Consider the following 17627-nt stretch of genomic DNA (forward strand, 5'->3'; position numbering starts at 1 on the left):
TAATGGCTATCGAAATTAACGTACCGGACATCGGGGCAGACGAAGTTGAAGTCACCGAAATCCTGGTCAAGGTGGGCGACAAAGTTGAAGCTGAACAGTCGCTGATCACCGTGGAAGGCGATAAAGCCTCCATGGAAGTGCCTTCGCCGCAGGCGGGCGTGGTTAAAGAGATCAAAATCTCTACCGGCGACAAAGTAGAAACCGGCAAACTGATCATGATCTTTGAAGCTGAAGGTGCCGCAGAAGCGGCGCCAGCGCCAGCCGAAGAGAAGAAAGCGGAAGCCGCTCCTGCTCCAGCAGCCGCTGCTGCGGTCAGCAAAGAAGTCAACGTACCGGACATCGGCGGCGACGAAGTTGAAGTCACTGAGATCCTGGTCAAAGTTGGCGACAAAGTTGCCGCTGAGCAGTCGCTGATCACCGTTGAAGGCGACAAAGCCTCAATGGAAGTTCCGGCACCGTTCGCGGGCGTGGTGAAAGAGATCAAAATCGCCACCGGCGATAAAGTGAACACCGGTTCACTGATCATGGTGTTCGAAGCAGAAGGCGCAGCGCCAGCCGCTGCCGCTCCAGCAGCCAAACAGGAAGCCGCACCAGCTGCAGCGCCTGCGGCTTCTGGCGCGAAAGACGTCAACGTGCCGGACATTGGTGGCGACGAAGTTGAAGTTACCGAGATCCTGGTGAAAGTGGGCGACAAAGTCGCTGCTGAGCAATCCCTGATCGTGGTTGAAGGCGACAAAGCCTCAATGGAAGTGCCTGCACCGTTCGCCGGTACCGTGAAAGAGTTGAAAGTGGCGACTGGCGATAAAGTCAGCACCGGTAAACTGATCATGGTGTTCGAAGTGGAAGGCGCTGCACCGGCTGCGGCACCTGCAGCTAAGCAGGAAGCGGCTCCGGCGGCAGAAGCAGCGAAACCTGCAGCGGCCCCAGCAGCAGCGAAAGCAGATGCGAAAAGCGAGTTTGCTGAGAACGACGCTTATGTACACGCTACGCCGGTGATTCGTCGTCTGGCGCGCGAGTTCGGTGTGAATCTGGCGAAAGTCAAAGGCACCGGCCGTAAAGGTCGCATCCTGAAAGAAGACGTGCAGACTTACGTTAAAGATGCGGTGAAACGCGCTGAAGCGGCTCCGGCTGCAGCAGCCAGCGGCGGAAGCCTGCCAGGTCTGTTGCCTTGGCCGAAAGTGGACTTCAGCAAGTTCGGCGAAATCGAAGAAGTGGAACTGGGCCGTATCCAGAAAATCTCGGGTGCCAACCTGAGCCGTAACTGGGTGGTTATCCCGCACGTTACGCACTTCGACAAAACCGATATCACCGACCTGGAAGCGTTCCGCAAACAGCAGAATGCCGAAGCTGAGAAACGCAAACTGGATGTGAAATTCACGCCAGTGGTGTTCATCATGAAAGCCGTTGCTGCTGCGCTTGAGCAGATGCCACGCTTCAACAGTTCACTGTCTGAAGATGCACAGAAATTGACGCTGAAGAAATACATCAATATCGGTGTGGCGGTCGATACGCCAAACGGTCTGGTGGTTCCAGTGTTCAAAGATGTGAACAAGAAAGGCATCACTGAACTGTCTCGCGAGCTGATGGCGATTTCCAAGAAAGCGCGTGATGGCAAGCTGACCGCTGGCGATATGCAGGGCGGTTGCTTCACCATCTCCAGCCTTGGCGGCCTGGGCACCACGCACTTCGCGCCAATCGTCAACGCGCCTGAAGTGGCTATCCTCGGTGTTTCCAAGTCAGCGATGGAGCCGGTGTGGAACGGTAAAGAGTTTGAGCCGCGTCTGATGATGCCGATCTCACTCTCCTTCGACCACCGCGTGATCGACGGTGCTGATGGTGCGCGCTTTATCACCATCATCAACAACACACTGTCCGACATTCGCCGTCTGGTGATGTGAAGTTAATCAAGGCCGGCGAAAGCCGGCCTTGTTGTAAGCATTCAATGTTGCCGCGGTTGGCAGTTTGTTAACAATTCTGTAAACTCTCGCGGTGAAATGTCCCGGCGGATATAGGGCATTAGAGCTTGGGAAAAGCTTTCTCCTGACTGCCGGTAATCAAACAAGAGGTCATGATGAGTACAGAGATTAAAACTCAAGTCGTGGTACTTGGGGCAGGTCCTGCAGGTTACTCTGCAGCCTTCCGTTGCGCTGATTTAGGTCTGGAAACCGTAATCGTTGAGCGTTACAGCACCCTCGGCGGTGTTTGTCTGAACGTAGGCTGTATCCCGTCAAAAGCGCTGCTGCACGTCGCCAAAGTGATCGACGAAGCAAAAGCCCTGGAAGAGCACGGTATCGTGTTTGGCCAGCCGCAAACTGACATCGACAAAATTCGTTCGTGGAAAGAGAAGGTTATTAACCAGCTCACTGGCGGCCTCGCGGGTATGGCGAAAGGTCGTAAAGTGAAAGTGGTCACTGGCCTCGGCAAATTCACCGGTGCTAACACGCTGGTGGTTGAAGGTGAAGGTGGCGCAACCACCATTAACTTCGATAACGCGATCATCGCGGCCGGTTCTCGTCCAATTGAACTGCCATTCATTCCGCACAACGATCCCCGCGTGTGGGACTCTACCGATGCGCTGGAACTGAAAGAAGTGCCGAAGCGTCTGCTGGTAATGGGCGGCGGTATTATCGGTCTGGAAATGGCCACCGTTTATAAAGCGTTGGGTTCAGAGATTGACGTGGTTGAGATGTTCGACCAGGTGATCCCGGCTGCCGATAAAGACGTGGTGAAAGTCTTCACCAAGCGTATCAGCAAGAAATTCAACCTGATGCTGGAAACCAAAGTTACCGCTGTTGAAGCGAAAGACGACGGTATCTACGTCTCAATGGAAGGCAAAAAAGCACCAGCCGATGCACAGCGTTACGACGCGGTGCTGGTGGCGATTGGTCGCGTACCAAACGGTAAAGGCCTTGATGCTGGTAAAGCAGGCGTGGAAGTGGACGATCGCGGCTTTATCCGCGTCGACAAGCAGATGCGCACCAACGTACCGCACATCTATGCTATCGGCGACATCGTGGGTCAGCCAATGCTGGCGCACAAAGGTGTGCACGAAGGCCACGTAGCGGCGGAAGTGATCTGGGCCTGAAGCACTACTTCGACCCGAAAGTGATCCCATCCATTGCTTACACCGAGCCAGAAGTTGCCTGGGTTGGTCTGACCGAGAAAGAAGCCAAAGAGAAAGGCATCAGCTACGAAGTGTCCACCTTCCCGTGGGCGGCTTCAGGCCGTGCTATCGCTTCTGATTGTGCAGACGGTATGACCAAACTGATCTTCGACAAAGAAACTCACCGTGTTATCGGTGGTGCGATTGTCGGTACCAACGGCGGCGAGCTGCTGGGTGAAATCGGTCTGGCGATTGAAATGGGCTGTGATGCCGAAGATATCGCTCTGACCATTCACGCGCACCCAACGCTGCATGAGTCTGTCGGCCTGGCTGCCGAAGTGTTCGAAGGTAGCATTACTGACCTGCCGAACCCTAAAGCGAAAAAGAAATAAGTTTCCGCTTTGAATAAATTAACGGCTCCTTTAAGGAGCCGTTTTTTATTAGTGGTTCTATTTAAATAAAGAAATAAAAAAGGCGCGAGAGCTACTTTGTGAGTCATGCCGGAATAGCGGGAGCGAACTCCCGCTAGTGAATTTTACTGTTGTGCTTCGTAAGCCATAACAGCCGATAATTCAGCAGTGAATATCCGTAATCGTAATTCACAGAGTGAGCTGCGATTAACCAGACACAATCCTAATAGAATGAGCCCGCTGATAATCAGCTTGCTGAATATTGACTTCATAGTCACGTTCCTCTTGATTTAGCACGAGCAAGCGACTACCCTGACATTTCTGACGTGTAGGGTAGTTCGCTTGCCCGTGCGGTTAATGAAAGTTAACTGCACGGTTTTACGCTCCACAACCCACCTCAATCTTTTCAGCTTGAAGCAAGTTGCCTCAAGCGCCCGCAGGCAGTCTACGCCAAACTTCTTTTATTTCACCTTAATTTTTAAATTATTTATAATTAATGTATTTATATATTATCTAACCATTTAAATAGAACGCGTAATGGATGTTTTTAATTAAAGGTTAATTTCTTTAAGCCAATCAATAAAATGCCTTAGCGGTGCGGATAGATATTTTCGGCTCGGATAGTAAAGCCAAAAGCCTTCTTCTACCTGAGTGAAGTCCGCCAGTATTTCTACTAACTCACCGCGAATTAAATCTTCCCGCACCGTACCTTCATGCAGAAAGGCAATGCCGACGCCCGCGCGCGCTGCCTGTAATATCCGCTCATTGTTATCCAGCACCAGCGACCCTTTTACCGCCACTTCCTGTTTGCGGCCATCCTGCCAGAATTCCCAGCGATAACGTCGTCCACTGGGAAAGCGTCGCTCAATGCACGGAAATTGCAGCAGCTCAGCCGGTTGCTGTGGCGCGCCATGCTGCGCAATAAACGCCGGGCTCGCCACTGCCAGCGCCCGCATCGCTGTGCCAAACGGCACTGCCACCATATCCTGCGCCAGCACATCGCCGTAGCGCACGCCGGCATCAAATCCGGCCTCTACGATATCCAGCAGTGAATCGTTGCTGTCGATCTCCAGCGTAATCTCGGGATAGCGCAGCAAGAACGGCAAAATCAGCGTATCGAAGAACAGCGCTTCCGCCGATCGCGGCATGCTAATGCGCAATACGCCGCGTGGATCGCTGCGCCAGTCGTTGAGCTCATCCACCGCTTGCGACAGATCGGCAAGCGCAGGCTGAATGCGCTGTAAAAAGCGTTCACCGGCTTCGGTGAGCGCCACTTTGCGCGTGGTGCGATTGAGCAGCCGCACACCTAAACGCGCTTCGAAATGGCGCATCGCGTGGCTCAGGCTGGAAGGTGTGACATTGCGCTCCTCCGCTGCTTTACGAAAGCTCAGATGCTGCGCGATGGCAGCAAACATCTCCAGTTCCTGCATAGACGCACGGTATTTATTCATTGCTGAGTTTTACTCACTAAATCGGCAAAAATGCCTCAATTGTTGCCGTTATTGCTGAGGTTTATAACATTAACACCAACAGCGAAGAGGATTAAACAATGCAACAACGTCAATTAGGCAATCAGGGATTACAGGTTTCGGCGCTGGGATTAGGCTGCATGGGCATGAGTTTCGCCTATGGGCAGAACGATGAAAAACAGGCGCTGAACACGCTGGCGCGGGCGTTTGAGCTGGGCGTGAATTTCCTTGATACCGCAGAAGTATATGGTCCATTCACCAACGAGAGCTTGTTGGCAAAAGCAATTAAAGGGCGCAGCGATATCAAAGTGGCGACCAAGTTTGGTTTTCGCATTACCGATCAGGGAGAAGGTTGGGAACGAATTACTGGGGTGAATAGCGATCCGGCGCATATTCGACGTGCGGTCGAAGGATCTTTGCAGCGTCTCGGTGTGGAAACCATCGAACTGCTCTACCAGCATCGTCTCGATCCGGCGGTGTCGATTGAAGAGGTGGTGGGCGTGATGGCCGATCTGGTGCGGGAAGGGAAGGTGAAGTATCTCGGTTTGTCTGAGGTTTCATCCGCCACCTTGCGCCGTGCGCATGCGGTGCATCCGATTTCGGCGCTGCAAAGCGAATATTCGCTGTGGTCACGCGATCCGGAGCAAGATGTCCTCGCCACCTGCCGTGAACTAAACATCGGCTTTGTGCCATATAGCCCGCTAGGGCGCGGCTTCCTCACCGGGAAATTCCCCGCCGCCACAACCTTAGCGGAAGATGACTTCCGTCGTTCACTGCCGCGTTTTCAGCAGGATGCGCAGGCGCATAACCAAAAGTTAGTGAATCAGCTCACTGAGATGGCTGCAGGTTATGACGCAACCGCCGCTCAGCTGGCGTTGGCGTGGGTGCTGGCCAAAGGCGAGTATATTGTGCCGATTCCCGGTGCCAGCAAAATCGCCCATCTGGAACAGAACTGCGCCGCCGCCGATTTAGCATTACGTCATGCGGATGTCGCCACGCTGAATGAGTTGTTTAGCGAGGAAAACATTCTGGGTGAACGCTATAACGACAGCGAGTTTGTGCTGGTCGATCGTTAAAACTCTCCTCCGAAAATGAGAACTAGCAGGCTTTCAAAGCCTGCTTTTTTATGTGATCCCGCTCAATTTGCAGATGAAGCTGCTAAAAAACGCACGGATGTTGCTTTTTTGTAAACAGATTAACAATCAGGCGAAATGCTGCTATGCTGCCCCACGCGGAACCGGGCACCTCACCCTACTGTTCGACAGCATCAAGGGGTGCACCGGAAAGCTATACAATGAGAGCGAGGAGAACGTCGTGCTAGAAGAATACCGTAAGCACGTTGCCGAGCGTGCTGCCCAGGGAATCGTACCTAAGCCGTTAGATGCTTCCCAGATGGCCGCGCTGGTTGAACTGCTAAAAAACCCGCCAGCGGGTGAAGAAGAATTCCTTACCGACCTGTTGGTCAATCGTGTTCCACCAGGTGTTGATGAAGCGGCGTATGTTAAAGCCGGTTTCCTGGCAGCTGTCACTAAGGGCGAAGCCCACTCTCCTCTGGTTACTCGCGAAAAAGCCGTTGAGCTGCTGGGCACCATGCAGGGCGGTTATAACATCCATGCGCTGATTGAAGCGTTAGAAGATGAAGCCTTAGCCCCCATCGCTGCCGAAGCCCTGTCTCACACGCTGCTGATGTTCGATAACTTCTACGATGTCGAAGAGAAAGCCAAAGCGGGTAACCCACACGCGAAAAAAATTATCCAGTCCTGGGCCGATGCCGAATGGTTCCTGAAGCGTCCAAAACTGGCTGAAAAAATCACCACCACCGTGTTCAAAGTGACCGGCGAAACCAACACCGACGACCTCTCTCCGGCGCCGGATGCATGGTCACGTCCGGATATTCCACTGCACGCGCTGGCAATGCTGAAAAACGCCCGTGAAGGCATCGAACCCGACGATGCTGGTAACATTGGCCCGATCAAACAGATCGAAGCACTGCAGACCAAAGGCTTCCCGCTGACCTATGTTGGCGACGTGGTCGGTACCGGTTCTTCGCGTAAATCCGCCACCAACTCGGTGCTGTGGTTTATGGGCGACGATATCCCTTACGTGCCGAACAAAAAGGGCGGCGGTCTGTGCCTCGGCGGTAAAATCGCTCCAATCTTCTTCAACACCATGGAAGATGCGGGTGCCTTGCCAATCGAGCTTGACGTTGATCGTCTGAACATGGGCGATGTCATCGACGTTTACCCATACAAAGGCGAAGTGCGCAATCACGAAACTGATGAAGTGCTGGCGACCTTCGAGCTGAAGACCGACGTGCTGCTGGACGAAGTCCGTGCTGGCGGTCGTATTCCGCTGATCATCGGTCGTGGCCTGACCACCAAAGCGCGCGAGTTATTGGGTCTGCCGCACAGTGATGTGTTCGTGCAAGCCAAAGATGTTGCCGCCAGCACCCGTGGTTACTCACTGGCGCAGAAAATGGTTGGCCGCGCGTGTGGCGTAGACGGTGTTCGTCCGGGCGCGTACTGCGAACCAAAAATGACTTCAGTCGGTTCTCAGGACACCACCGGTCCAATGACCCGTGATGAACTGAAAGATCTGGCGTGCCTCGGCTTCTCCGCTGACCTGGTGATGCAGTCATTCTGTCACACCGCCGCCTATCCGAAGCCGGTTGACGTGACCACGCACCATACGCTGCCAGACTTCATCATGAACCGTGGCGGCGTGTCGCTGCGTCCGGGCGATGGCGTTATCCACAGCTGGCTGAACCGTATGCTGCTGCCAGATACCGTTGGTACCGGCGGTGACTCGCACACCCGTTTCCCAATCGGTATTTCATTCCCGGCGGGTTCTGGTCTGGTAGCGTTTGCTGCAGCGACCGGCGTAATGCCGCTGGATATGCCGGAATCGGTGCTGGTGCGCTTCAAAGGCGAAATGCAGCCGGGCATCACCCTGCGCGATCTGGTACACGCTATTCCGCTTTACGCGATCAAAGCGGGCCTGCTGACCGTTGAGAAGAAAGGTAAGAAAAACATCTTCTCTGGCCGCGTGCTGGAAATTGAAGGTCTGCCGAAACTGAAAGTTGAGCAGGCATTTGAGCTAACCGATGCCTCGGCTGAGCGTTCTGCAGCTGGCTGTACCATCAAGCTGGATAAAGAGCCGATTATCGAGTACCTGAACTCGAACATCGTGCTGCTGAAGTGGATGATCTCGGAAGGCTACGGCGATCGTCGTACGCTGGAGCGCCGCATTGAAGGCATGCAGAAATGGCTGGCCGATCCGCAACTGCTGGAAGGTGATGCGGATGCGGAATACGCGGCGGTGATCGACATCGATCTGGCCGAGATTAAAGAGCCGATTCTGTGCGCACCGAACGATCCAGACGACGCGCGTTGGTTGTCTGACGTGCAGGGCGAGAAGATCGACGAAGTGTTTATCGGTTCGTGCATGACCAACATTGGTCACTTCCGCGCGGCCGGTAAACTGCTGGATGCCCATAAAGGCCAGCTGCCAACCCGCTTGTGGGTTGCGCCGCCAACCAAAATGGACGCCGCCCAGCTGACCGAAGAGGGCTATTACAGCGTCTTCGGTAAGAGCGGTGCGCGTATCGAGATTCCGGGCTGTTCACTGTGCATGGGTAACCAGGCGCGTGTGGCGGACGGCGCGACGGTGGTTTCCACCTCAACCCGTAACTTCCCGAACCGTCTGGGTACCGGCGCGAACGTCTTCCTGGCGTCGGCTGAACTGGCGGCGGTCGCTTCGCTGCTTGGCAAGCTGCCAACGCCGGACGAGTATCAGCAGTTCATGCTGCAGGTTGATAAGACCGCGGCTGACACTTATCGCTATCTCAACTTTGATCAGCTGGGACAATACACTGAAAAAGCGGATAGCGTGATCTTCCAGACTGCCGTTTAATCGGCTATCGGGATGAACAAGGGGACGATGAAGATCGTCCCTTTTTTTATGCCCTTTTTTCCGCTGACATCTCCAGGCATAATGCGAGCGCGATCCCACTTTATTCAGCGTGCTGCGCACAAAATGCACTAACACGGTGCCGCACGGCGCGTCATCAGTATGAGGCAAACCCATGGAGTACGAATTTCTGCGTGATTTGACCGGTCAGGTCAAAGTGCGTATGTCGATGGACCACGAAGCGGTGGGGCACTGGTTCAACGAAGAGGTCAAAGACAATCTGCCGTTGCTGGATGAGGTTGAGGCCGCCGCCCAGCAGGTGAAAGGCACTATTAATCAGTGGCAGCGCGTTGGACATGAATACACGCTGTGGCTGGATGAAGAAGAGGTGATGATTCGTGCCAACCAGCTGGCGCTGGAAGATGACGGCATGGAAGAGGGCATGACCTATTACGACGAAGAGAGCCTCTCTTTTTGCGGAGTCGAAGATTTTCTCGCGGTGATTGCCGCTTATCGGCTGTTTATCGCCGGTAAATAACGTAGGGCCGCCATTCATGGCGACCCAGCCGATTACCGTGCCGCGCCGCTTGCAACGGAATGTGAATGTGAAACCTGCTCCTCATCGACGATAGGTTCAACTTTACCCATCAGGAACAGATAGTTAAGAATACCAATCACCACCAACACCGCCGAGAACACCAGCGCCCAGGTAAAGTGGCCGGTTGCGCCAACAATCGCGCCGGTAATAATCGGTCCCACCGCACCGCCCATGTTGGATACGGTATTCTGCAGGCCCGCGACAATCGACACGCTGTTTTGCGGCGCAACATCGCCCGGCAAGGCCCACACTTGTGATGCCGCCACTGTGGTGCCGGATTTGGCGATACACAGCAGCAGCACGGTCATAAACACCGAATCAGTGAACGGAGCAAAGCCGATGCACAGCGCCATCAGCAGGCCGATGGTGAGGAACAGTTTGCGTGTGGCGGTCAGCGACAGCACTTTGTTATGCACCATACGATCCGATGCCCACCCCGCCAGCACTTCAATCACCATGCCGCAGATCAGCGGCAGCGCGGCTACCATTCCCATTTTGAGGAAATCCATGCCTTTATCTTTCACCAGATAGGTCGGCAGCCAGGTGATAAAGAAATAGGAGGTGTAATTGATGGTGAAGAAGCCAATGCACATCGCCCAGATATTGCGGTAGCGCAGCAGTTTGTACCACTTCATCGGACGCACGCTTTTATCGCCGTGCTTCTGCGCCTGGCCGTCACGGATGAAGCGCACTTCTTCTTTACTGATCGACTTATGATCTTCCGGGTTCTCGGCGTAGATAAAGTACCAGGCAATCACCCAGAACAAACCGAGCGCACCAATGGCGAGGAAGGTCAGACGCCAGTCGAACAGGGCGATCATAAAGACAATCAGCGGCATAGCCACCGCACCACCAAACTTGGAGGCGCTGTCGAACAGGCCAGAAACCGTGGCGCGTTCGCGGTCCGGGAACCAGCGCGCGGTAATGCCCGCGTTGCTGGGATAGGCGGCGGCTTCACCGACGCCGAGGGCTAAACGCAGCGCCAGCAGCGATTTAAAGCCGGTTGCGAGGCCCATTGCCATGGTCGCGATTGACCACCAGCCGACGGCGATGCCAAGGCCTTTTTTCTGACCGAAGCGATCGGCGAACCAGCCCGCCGGGATCTGCAATAGCGCATACGACCAGAAGAACGCCGCCATGATGAAGCCCATCATTTCAGGATTGATATCGAGCTCTTTGATCAGATGCGGTGCCGCTGCCGAGAGCACGGTGCGGTCAATGTAGTTAATGGCGATGGCCAGCCACATCAGGCCAGCAATCCACCAACGGATACGACTCGAGCGCGCAGAGTTAGTCATAATAATTATCCACTCGAAAAAGGGTTACAGAGAAAGGCGGGGTGTTATTCCAGCCCGTTCATCACGTTGATTGGGCGTTCGCCCTGTTGGATGCACTGCACAATTTGCGACACGCAACGTTCACCAATCGCGCTGATTGCGCCGTCGGTGTAACCGGCAATGTGCGAAGTGGGAATGAAGTTGTTGAGCGTAAACAGTGGATGCTCGCTCAGCGGTTCCTGCACAAACACATCAGCTGCAGCACCGGCAATCACGTTATCCAGCAACGCCTGATAGAGATCCTGCTCGTTCACCACGCCGCCGCGTGAGGCATTAATCAGGAAGGCAGTTTTCTTCATGCGTTTGAGGCGTGCGGCATCAAATAAATTCTGCGTCTTGTCGGTAAGCGGCATGTGCAGAGTGATGAAATCGCTGGTTTCGGTCAGATGATCCAGCGTGACGAATTCGATGCCGTGCTCGGCAGCAAACTGCTCATCGGGATAAAAATCGAACGCGATAACCCGCATGTTGAAGCCTTTGGCGCGCAGCGAGACCTGCTTGCCGATATTGCCCAGCCCAATGATGCCTAACGTTTTGCCGTAGACGTCGGTGGCAAAAATTCGCGGCCAGCTGCCCGCGCGGGTTTCAATGGCGGCTTGGGTGATCTGACGCGCGCTGTTGAGGATCAAAGCAAAGGCGAAATCGGCAACCGCGTGTTTGTTGGCATCGGGCACGTTAGTGACGTAAATACCGCGTGCGCGCGTCGCTTCCAGATTGATATTGTCGACGCCAACGCCGTGCTTACAGACGATTTTCAGTTGCGGCGTTAATGCCAGCAGTTCTTCATTGATGTCGGTAAAGGCCACAATCATCGCTACGGTGTCAGCCAGATGTGGCTCAAGTGCGCTCAGCGGCGCATCGGCGGGCAGTGCAATCAATTCGAAACCGTGCTGTTGCAGCACCTCAATCGGCGCTGCGTCGTATTTGGCGAATGACGGTGAAGTACAGATGACTTTCATGATTCTTCCCGGGATTAGTAAATGCTGCCAAATTGGGCAGGTCACCATAAATGGCGACCCTACAAAACCGCATTCATATGTGCGTTCGTACCCGCATTCATATGCGCATTCATACGCCGCAGGGTCGCCCTTTAGGGTGACCAAACCAACGGCGCACCTGCATTACTGCAAATACTGATTCACAATCTGGCGGATCTTCTGCTCTTCTTCGGCAGAGAAACTCACCGCATAGCGGCTGTCGCCAACCTCAAAGCCCAGCAGCGTCACCGCTTTTTTCACTGCGGCGGGAGAGAAGCCCACGCTATACAGATCGGTGCGCAGACCGGTGACGTTTTCCTGCGCCAGGCGCGAACCTTCGATATCGCCGGCATGAAAGCGTGCCCAAATCGCATTGATCTCTTTAGGCGCCACGTTAGCGAGACCAGAAATACAGGCCGAGCAGCCGTCGACAAAGCCCTGATGAATCAACGAATCCGGACCGTTCAGCACATCAAAACTGTCGATTCCTGCAGCCGCTTGCAGAAAGCCGCTCAGGCTTTCATAGCTGCCGGCGCTGTCTTTAATGCCGATGATGTTCGGGTGCGCGGCCAACGTGCGCACGGTTTCCGGCTGCAGCGTGTTGCCGGTGCGTGCCGGAATGTTGTAGAGGAACAGCGGCAGGTCGATGGCATCGGCCACCGCGCGATAGTGGGCGATCAGCTCTTCCTGCTTTAGCGGCACGAAATAGGGCGTGATCACTGAAACCGCATCCACGCCCAGCTTCGCCACTTGTTTCCCAAGGCGAATGGTTTCACGCGTGGAGATCTCGCCAATGTGCGCCACCACCGGCGCGCTGCCGTTCACTTCATCAACGCAGGTTTGCGTCACCGTCAGCTTCTCCTGTTCGTTCAACACGAAGAATTCGCCGTTGGTGCCGCCGCAGAAGATGCCGTTGCCGGCGCTTAACTGACGTTTAACCTGTTCGCGTTGGACGGCTGGATTGAATGCGCCGTCGCGATCGAAGGTGGTGACGATGGCGGTTAACACGCCCTGAATTTTCTTGCTCATGTTGTCCTCGATAATCCTTAGTGATTCAAAGCCGGAAATAGCGTCAGGTAGACGTTGCGTACGTCATCGGCGCCCACTTTCATCGGTACATTCTTCATCAGGCGCTGCACGTCGAGCGCGGCTTCCACCAGATACGGCAGATGATCCGGGCCGATACCCAGCTCTTCCAGGCTGGCGGGCAGCTTCAGGCGTTTCACCAGCGCGGCAAAGTACGCCACCAGCGCGTGGGATTTGGCTTCGTCGTCCAGCGAGGTATCGGCATCCGGTAGCAGATCGTAAGCCTGAGCGAATTTGCTCACCGCCGCCGGACGCACAAAGCGCATGCAGGGCGCGAGCAGAATGGCGTTGGCGACGCCGTGCGGCAGGTGATATTTGCCGCCCAGCGGATAAGACATTGCATGTACCAGATGCGTACCGGCATGCGCAATCGATGCGCCACCGTAATAAGACGCCCACAGCATATTCAGGCGCGCCTCAAGATTATCCGGCTCCGCGATGGTGGTTTCGAGGCTGGCAAACAGCTTTTTCATGCCGATCAGCGCATAGTTATCGCTCACCGGATTCGACACGGTTGCGGTAAAACACTCGATTAAATGGCACAGCGCATCGATACCGGTGGAAGAGGCGATATGTGGCGGCATGCTGGTGGTGAGTTCCGGCACCAGCGCGACATAATCTGGCAGCATCACCGGCGTGATAATGCCGACCTTGGTCTCTTTCTCGGGGATCGCCAGAATCGCATTGGGCGTGGCTTCTGAGCCAGTACCTGCGGTGGTGGGAATCAGCAGCGAAGTGGTGCGTGTTTGCGGCTTTTCACCCGCCAGCAGCGCCTCCAGTGTTGGCGCGCCTTCAACACACAGAATCGACAGCAGCTTGGCGACATCCAGTACGCTGCCACCGCCGACGCCAATCACCAGATCCACATCGGTGCTCGGCAGCGCGGCAACAATGGCTGCCACATCGTGCTGGCTGGGCTCTGGCGGCACCGTATTGACGATGCTCAGGCTGGCAATCTGCTGCTTCAACTGGGCGATCAGCGTCTGCACCGCCGGAATGCCTTCAATATTCTTATCGGTCACCAGCAGCGCTTTTTCTTTACCTTGCAGTAAATAGCTGAGGTCATTAAGCGCTTGAAAGCCACTGATCACGGTGCTGTTGATATTCATCTCTTACCCTTACGTTTTTTGCGCTGAATGATTAAGTTTGCTCATGCAGCACGAGGTCTATCACTACAGTGCTAATTTTATAGGACAAATTGATTTCGATTAATTTGATCTTGCTCACATATAATCAATCATGATTGAATATAATCATTGCAGCACGGCAGCGGCCGGAACAGGAGAGAGCATGACTTTACCGCCATGGAAAACGCCAGTCCTGGTGATTGCCGATGATTTCACCGGCGCCAATGACGCGGGCAGCGGGCTGGCACAAGCCGGGGCGCGAGTGCATGTGCTGTTTGATAGCAGCACGCCGCATGACGCTGATGCCGCCGATGTGCTGGTAATCAGCACCGATAGCCGTGCGCTCAGCGAACAGGAAGCAGCCCGGCGCACGCGAGCGGCGATTGAGCAACATCGGGCCATCGCTAACGATGGTTGGTTGTTTAAGAAGATTGATTCCACGCTGCGCGGCAATCCCGGCGCGGAAATCGAAGCCGCGATGCAGGCCAGCGGCAAATCATTAGCCTTAGTGGTGCCGGCGGTGCCGAAGCTTGGACGCACCACGCGAGCGGGTGAAGTGTGGATCCATCAGCAACGTCTGATCGACAGCGAATTCGCCAGCGATCCTAAAACGCCGGTCACCAGCGGCCATGTGCTGACGCGGTTGCAGATGCAGAGCACATTGCCGGGTGAAACCCTCGATCTCGCTACGCTGCGCGGCGGCCAGTTGGCGCAGGTGCTCGGCAGCAAGCAAGGTTTGCTGGTGGTGGATATCGAGCAGGACGGCGACATTGCCTTATTAATGGCCGCGGCAGCCACGCTGGAGACGCGTCCATTGCTGGCCGGTGCGTCCGGGCTCAGCGATGCGCTTGGCGCGATGCTGGCGGCGCGTCAGCCTCGTCCGGTGCTGGCGGTGGTTGGCTCGATGAGCGCGATTGCGCAGCAGCAGATTACGCGCCTCGCCAGCCAGCGCGACATCCGCATTATCGACATTGATATCCGCCAGCTGTTTGCCCAACCGGCCTGGCCGCTGGCTGAACAGTGGCAGCAGGCAATGCAGCAGGCTCTGTACGACGGCGCGCATTGCGTGGTGCGTACTACGCAACACGCCGATCAGCGCCACGAGATCGAGCAGTTGTGCCAACAACATCAGGTTTCACGTCAGTTATTGGGCGAGCGCATCTGCCAGTTTCTCGCGCAGTTAACCCGCAGCGTGTGCCGCGAGGTGCAGCCTGCTGGACTGTATCTCTCTGGAGGTGATGTGGCGATTGCCGTGGCGCAGGCGTTTGGCGCGAGCGGTTTCCAGATTCAGGGCCTTGTGGCGGGCTGCGTGCCGCACGGGGTTTTGCTTAACAGTGAATTACACCTGCCGGTGATGACCAAAGCAGGTGGCTTTGGTGACGAAAACACCCTGGTAGAAGCCATTCGTTTTATTGAGGAGAAGTCGAGTGAGTAAAATTATTGCGATTACCATGGGCGATCCGGCGGGCATCGGCCCGGAGATCATCATTAAAGCGCTGGCAGAAGGTGAGTTAGCGGGCGTACCAGCGGTGGTGGTGGGTTGCGCCAACACGCTGCGTCGGGTGATGGGACTCAATATCACGCCGCAGGCTGAACTGCGCGTGCTCGACCAGGTCAATGATGCGCACTTCGCGCCCGGCATTATCAACGTAATAGATGAGCCGCTGGCGGATGCCGCCGCGCTGCAGCCCGGCGTGGTGCAGAAAGCGGCGGGCGATTTGGCCTGGCGCTGCGTGAAACGTGCTACCGAACTGGCGCTGGCTGGCGAGGTGCAGGCGATCGCCACCGCACCGTTAAATAAAGAGGCGCTGCATTCGGCGGGACATCTTTATCCCGGCCACACCGAACTGCTGGCGCAGCTGACCAACACCAAAAATTACGCCATGGTGCTCTACACCGATAAGCTGAAAGTGATTCACGTCACCACGCATATTGCGCTGCGAAAGTTCCTCGATACCTTAAACGGCGAACGCATTCAGACGGTGATCGGCATGGCCGACAGCTTCCTGCGCCGCGTCGGTTTCGACAAGCCGCGCATCGCCGTGGCGGGCGTCAATCCACATGCCGGTGAAAACGGCTTGTTTGGCGATGAAGAGATCACCATCGTCGCGCCTGCTATCCAGGCGATGAAAGCGCAGGGCATTGATGTCAGCGGTCCATGCCCGCCCGATACCGTGTTCCTACAGTGTCAGGAAGGGCAGTACGATATGGTGGTAGCGATGTACCACGATCAAGGACACATCCCGCTGAAATTATTAGGTTTTTATGATGGTGTAAATATCACCGCTGGCTTGCCGTTTATCCGCACTTCGGCGGACCACGGCACCGCGTTTGATATCGCCTGGACAGGTAAAGCGAACTCTGCGAGCATGGCGATCTCCATTAAACTCGCGATGCAGCTTGCATAGGGAAATATGAAGGGACAAAGCCGTCTCGACCAGATTATGGACTATCTGAAGAGCCATAATTTGGTCACTGTTGAACAACTGGTGAGCGCTATTTCTGCCTCGCCAGCGACGATCCGCCGCGATCTGATCAAGCTGGATAAAGAGGGCGTTATTAGCCGCAGCCACGGCGGCGTCACGCTGAATCGCTTTATCCCCAATCAGCCGACCACGCTGGAGAAGATGCAGCGTAACCTCGCCGAGAAGCAGGCCATCGCGCAGTTTGCCGCCAGCTACGTGCAATCGGGTGATGCGGTGGTATTGGATGCCGGTACTACCATGCTGGAGCTGGCGCGCCAGCTAACGCACCTCAAGCTGCGGGTGATCACTGCCGATCTGCACATCGCGCTGTTTCTTTCCGAATTTAAGCAAATCGAAACCACCATTATTGGTGGACGCATCGATGATTCCAGCCAGTCGTGTATTGGTGAACATGGACGTCGCTTGCTGCGCAGCATCAATCCCGATATCGCGTTTGTCAGCTGCAACTCTTGGAGCATCGAACGCGGGATTACCACGCCAACCGAAGATAAAGCCGGATTGAAAATGGATCTGCTGGCTAATGCGCGCCGCCGTGTTCTGCTGGCTGACAGCAGCAAGTACGGTTCATGGTCGCTGTATTGCGCCGCGCCGATTGATAGCCTGACTGATGTGGTAACGGATGCGCGTCTGGATGAAGCGGTGTGCCGCGACCTGCGCGAGCGTGGATTGGGTTTGCAATTAACTTAACATTCTCCTCTCCTGTGGGAGAGGAATGGGGTGAGGGCATCAGCCCGCACCCAATCTGATTACTTAACGTAAGCCAGCAAACTCAGCGAATCGCGCGCCAGCGACTTACACTTTTTGTCATTGGTGATGGCGATGCCGCTCAAATCCTTGTAGCTCTCTTCGCCCAGCGACTTCATGTTGTAATTGCTGTAGTTGCTTAAATCCCAACGGTTTTGTTGGGCGAAAAACACCAGCGCTTTACGAATCTGTGCGTCCGGCAAATCCTGATAGCCACAATCGTTCTTGAGATAAACGAACACGGCGGTGAGGTCGGCCAGATCTTCTGCTTCGGATTCGCTCAGGGCAAAACTGGTGGAGGAGAAGCCAAGGAGTCCCGCCAGCAGCAGGATCTTGATGCTTTTCGTCATAATGATTCTCAACAAGGGACAATTTATTGAC

General features: G+C 55.2%; 14 protein-coding genes and 1 pseudogene. 8 read left to right on the top strand and 7 right to left on the bottom strand.

Features of this window, described 5'->3' with window-relative positions; translation table 11 throughout:
* Positions 1–2 precede the first annotated feature (2 nt).
* Positions 3–1898, top strand: coding sequence for a pyruvate dehydrogenase complex dihydrolipoyllysine-residue acetyltransferase (aceF, locus tag ACXIZX_RS02980; protein ID WP_179451979.1), 1896 nt, complete (start codon positions 3–5; stop codon positions 1896–1898).
* Between the two features lie 173 nt (positions 1899–2071).
* Positions 2072–3495, top strand: a pseudogene (lpdA, locus tag ACXIZX_RS02985) (dihydrolipoyl dehydrogenase).
* A gap of 143 nt (positions 3496–3638) precedes the next feature.
* On the opposite strand, the gene ACXIZX_RS02990 reads toward lpdA, so the two are convergent.
* Together ACXIZX_RS02990 and ACXIZX_RS02995 are read right to left on the bottom strand one after the other, a co-directional pair.
* Positions 3639–3785, bottom strand: a complete 147-nt coding sequence (locus ACXIZX_RS02990; RefSeq protein WP_137385164.1) for a Hok/Gef family protein — start codon at positions 3783–3785, stop codon at positions 3639–3641.
* Between the two features lie 279 nt (positions 3786–4064).
* The gene (locus ACXIZX_RS02995) at positions 4065–4964 is read right to left on the bottom strand and encodes a LysR family transcriptional regulator (RefSeq protein ID WP_479403569.1); all 900 of its coding nucleotides are present in this window, start codon (positions 4962–4964) and stop codon (positions 4065–4067) included.
* 98 nt (positions 4965–5062) lie between these two features.
* Here ACXIZX_RS02995 and ACXIZX_RS03000 point away from each other — a divergent pair, with 98 nt between their 5' ends.
* The 3 genes from ACXIZX_RS03000 to yacL all read left to right on the top strand — a co-directional run bounded on the left by ACXIZX_RS03000 (position 5063) and on the right by yacL (position 9429).
* Entirely contained in the window at positions 5063–6058 is a 996-nt protein-coding gene (locus ACXIZX_RS03000; RefSeq protein WP_479403570.1) for an aldo/keto reductase, read from the top strand.
* A 238-nt stretch (positions 6059–6296) separates the two neighbouring features.
* Positions 6297–8894 (top strand): bifunctional aconitate hydratase 2/2-methylisocitrate dehydratase, encoded by a 2598-nt coding sequence (gene acnB, locus ACXIZX_RS03005; RefSeq protein ID WP_479403571.1) that lies wholly within the window; start codon positions 6297–6299, stop codon positions 8892–8894.
* A 172-nt stretch (positions 8895–9066) separates the two neighbouring features.
* Positions 9067–9429 carry a protein YacL gene (gene yacL, locus ACXIZX_RS03010; protein ID WP_008108552.1) on the top strand — a complete coding sequence of 121 codons (363 nt, stop codon included), beginning with the start codon at positions 9067–9069 and terminating at the stop codon, positions 9427–9429.
* 32 nt (positions 9430–9461) lie between these two features.
* On the opposite strand, the gene ACXIZX_RS03015 is transcribed toward yacL, so the two are convergent.
* From ACXIZX_RS03015 to ACXIZX_RS03030, 4 genes are all read right to left on the bottom strand, one after another.
* Positions 9462–10787, bottom strand: coding sequence for an MFS transporter (locus tag ACXIZX_RS03015; protein WP_154192965.1), 1326 nt, complete (start codon positions 10785–10787; stop codon positions 9462–9464).
* A gap of 44 nt (positions 10788–10831) precedes the next feature.
* Positions 10832–11785, bottom strand: a complete 954-nt coding sequence (locus ACXIZX_RS03020) for a phosphoglycerate dehydrogenase (protein ID WP_179451981.1) — start codon at positions 11783–11785, stop codon at positions 10832–10834.
* 162 nt (positions 11786–11947) lie between these two features.
* Positions 11948–12832: a dihydrodipicolinate synthase family protein gene (locus ACXIZX_RS03025; RefSeq protein WP_479403572.1), complete on the bottom strand. Its 885-nt coding sequence runs from the start codon at positions 12830–12832 to the stop codon at positions 11948–11950.
* Between the two features lie 17 nt (positions 12833–12849).
* Entirely contained in the window at positions 12850–13998 is a 1149-nt protein-coding gene (locus ACXIZX_RS03030) for an iron-containing alcohol dehydrogenase (protein WP_479403573.1), read from the bottom strand.
* Positions 13999–14179: 181 nt separating this feature from the next.
* Here ACXIZX_RS03030 and dtnK point away from each other — a divergent pair, with 181 nt between their 5' ends.
* Genes dtnK through ACXIZX_RS03045 form a run of 3 tightly spaced genes read left to right on the top strand, consistent with a single transcriptional unit; the run spans position 14180 to position 17189 of the window.
* A complete protein-coding gene (gene dtnK, locus ACXIZX_RS03035; protein WP_179451984.1) occupies positions 14180–15451 on the top strand; it encodes a D-threonate kinase in 1272 nt (423 codons plus the stop codon).
* The gene (locus ACXIZX_RS03040) at positions 15444–16424 is read left to right on the top strand and encodes a D-threonate 4-phosphate dehydrogenase (RefSeq protein ID WP_179451985.1); all 981 of its coding nucleotides are present in this window, start codon (positions 15444–15446) and stop codon (positions 16422–16424) included. Before dtnK ends, ACXIZX_RS03040 begins: the two co-directional genes overlap by 8 nt.
* Positions 16425–16430: 6 nt before the next feature.
* Complete coding sequence (locus ACXIZX_RS03045; RefSeq protein ID WP_008108534.1) at positions 16431–17189, top strand: DeoR/GlpR family DNA-binding transcription regulator; 759 nt, start codon at positions 16431–16433, stop codon at positions 17187–17189.
* Between the two features lie 59 nt (positions 17190–17248).
* Here the strand turns inward: ACXIZX_RS03045 and ACXIZX_RS03050 are convergent, their stop codons facing one another.
* The gene (locus ACXIZX_RS03050; protein WP_007888732.1) at positions 17249–17596 is read right to left on the bottom strand and encodes a YacC family pilotin-like protein; all 348 of its coding nucleotides are present in this window, start codon (positions 17594–17596) and stop codon (positions 17249–17251) included.
* Positions 17597–17627: the final 31 nt, after the last annotated feature.

It is taken from the genome of Candidatus Pantoea symbiotica, from assembly GCF_056491525.1.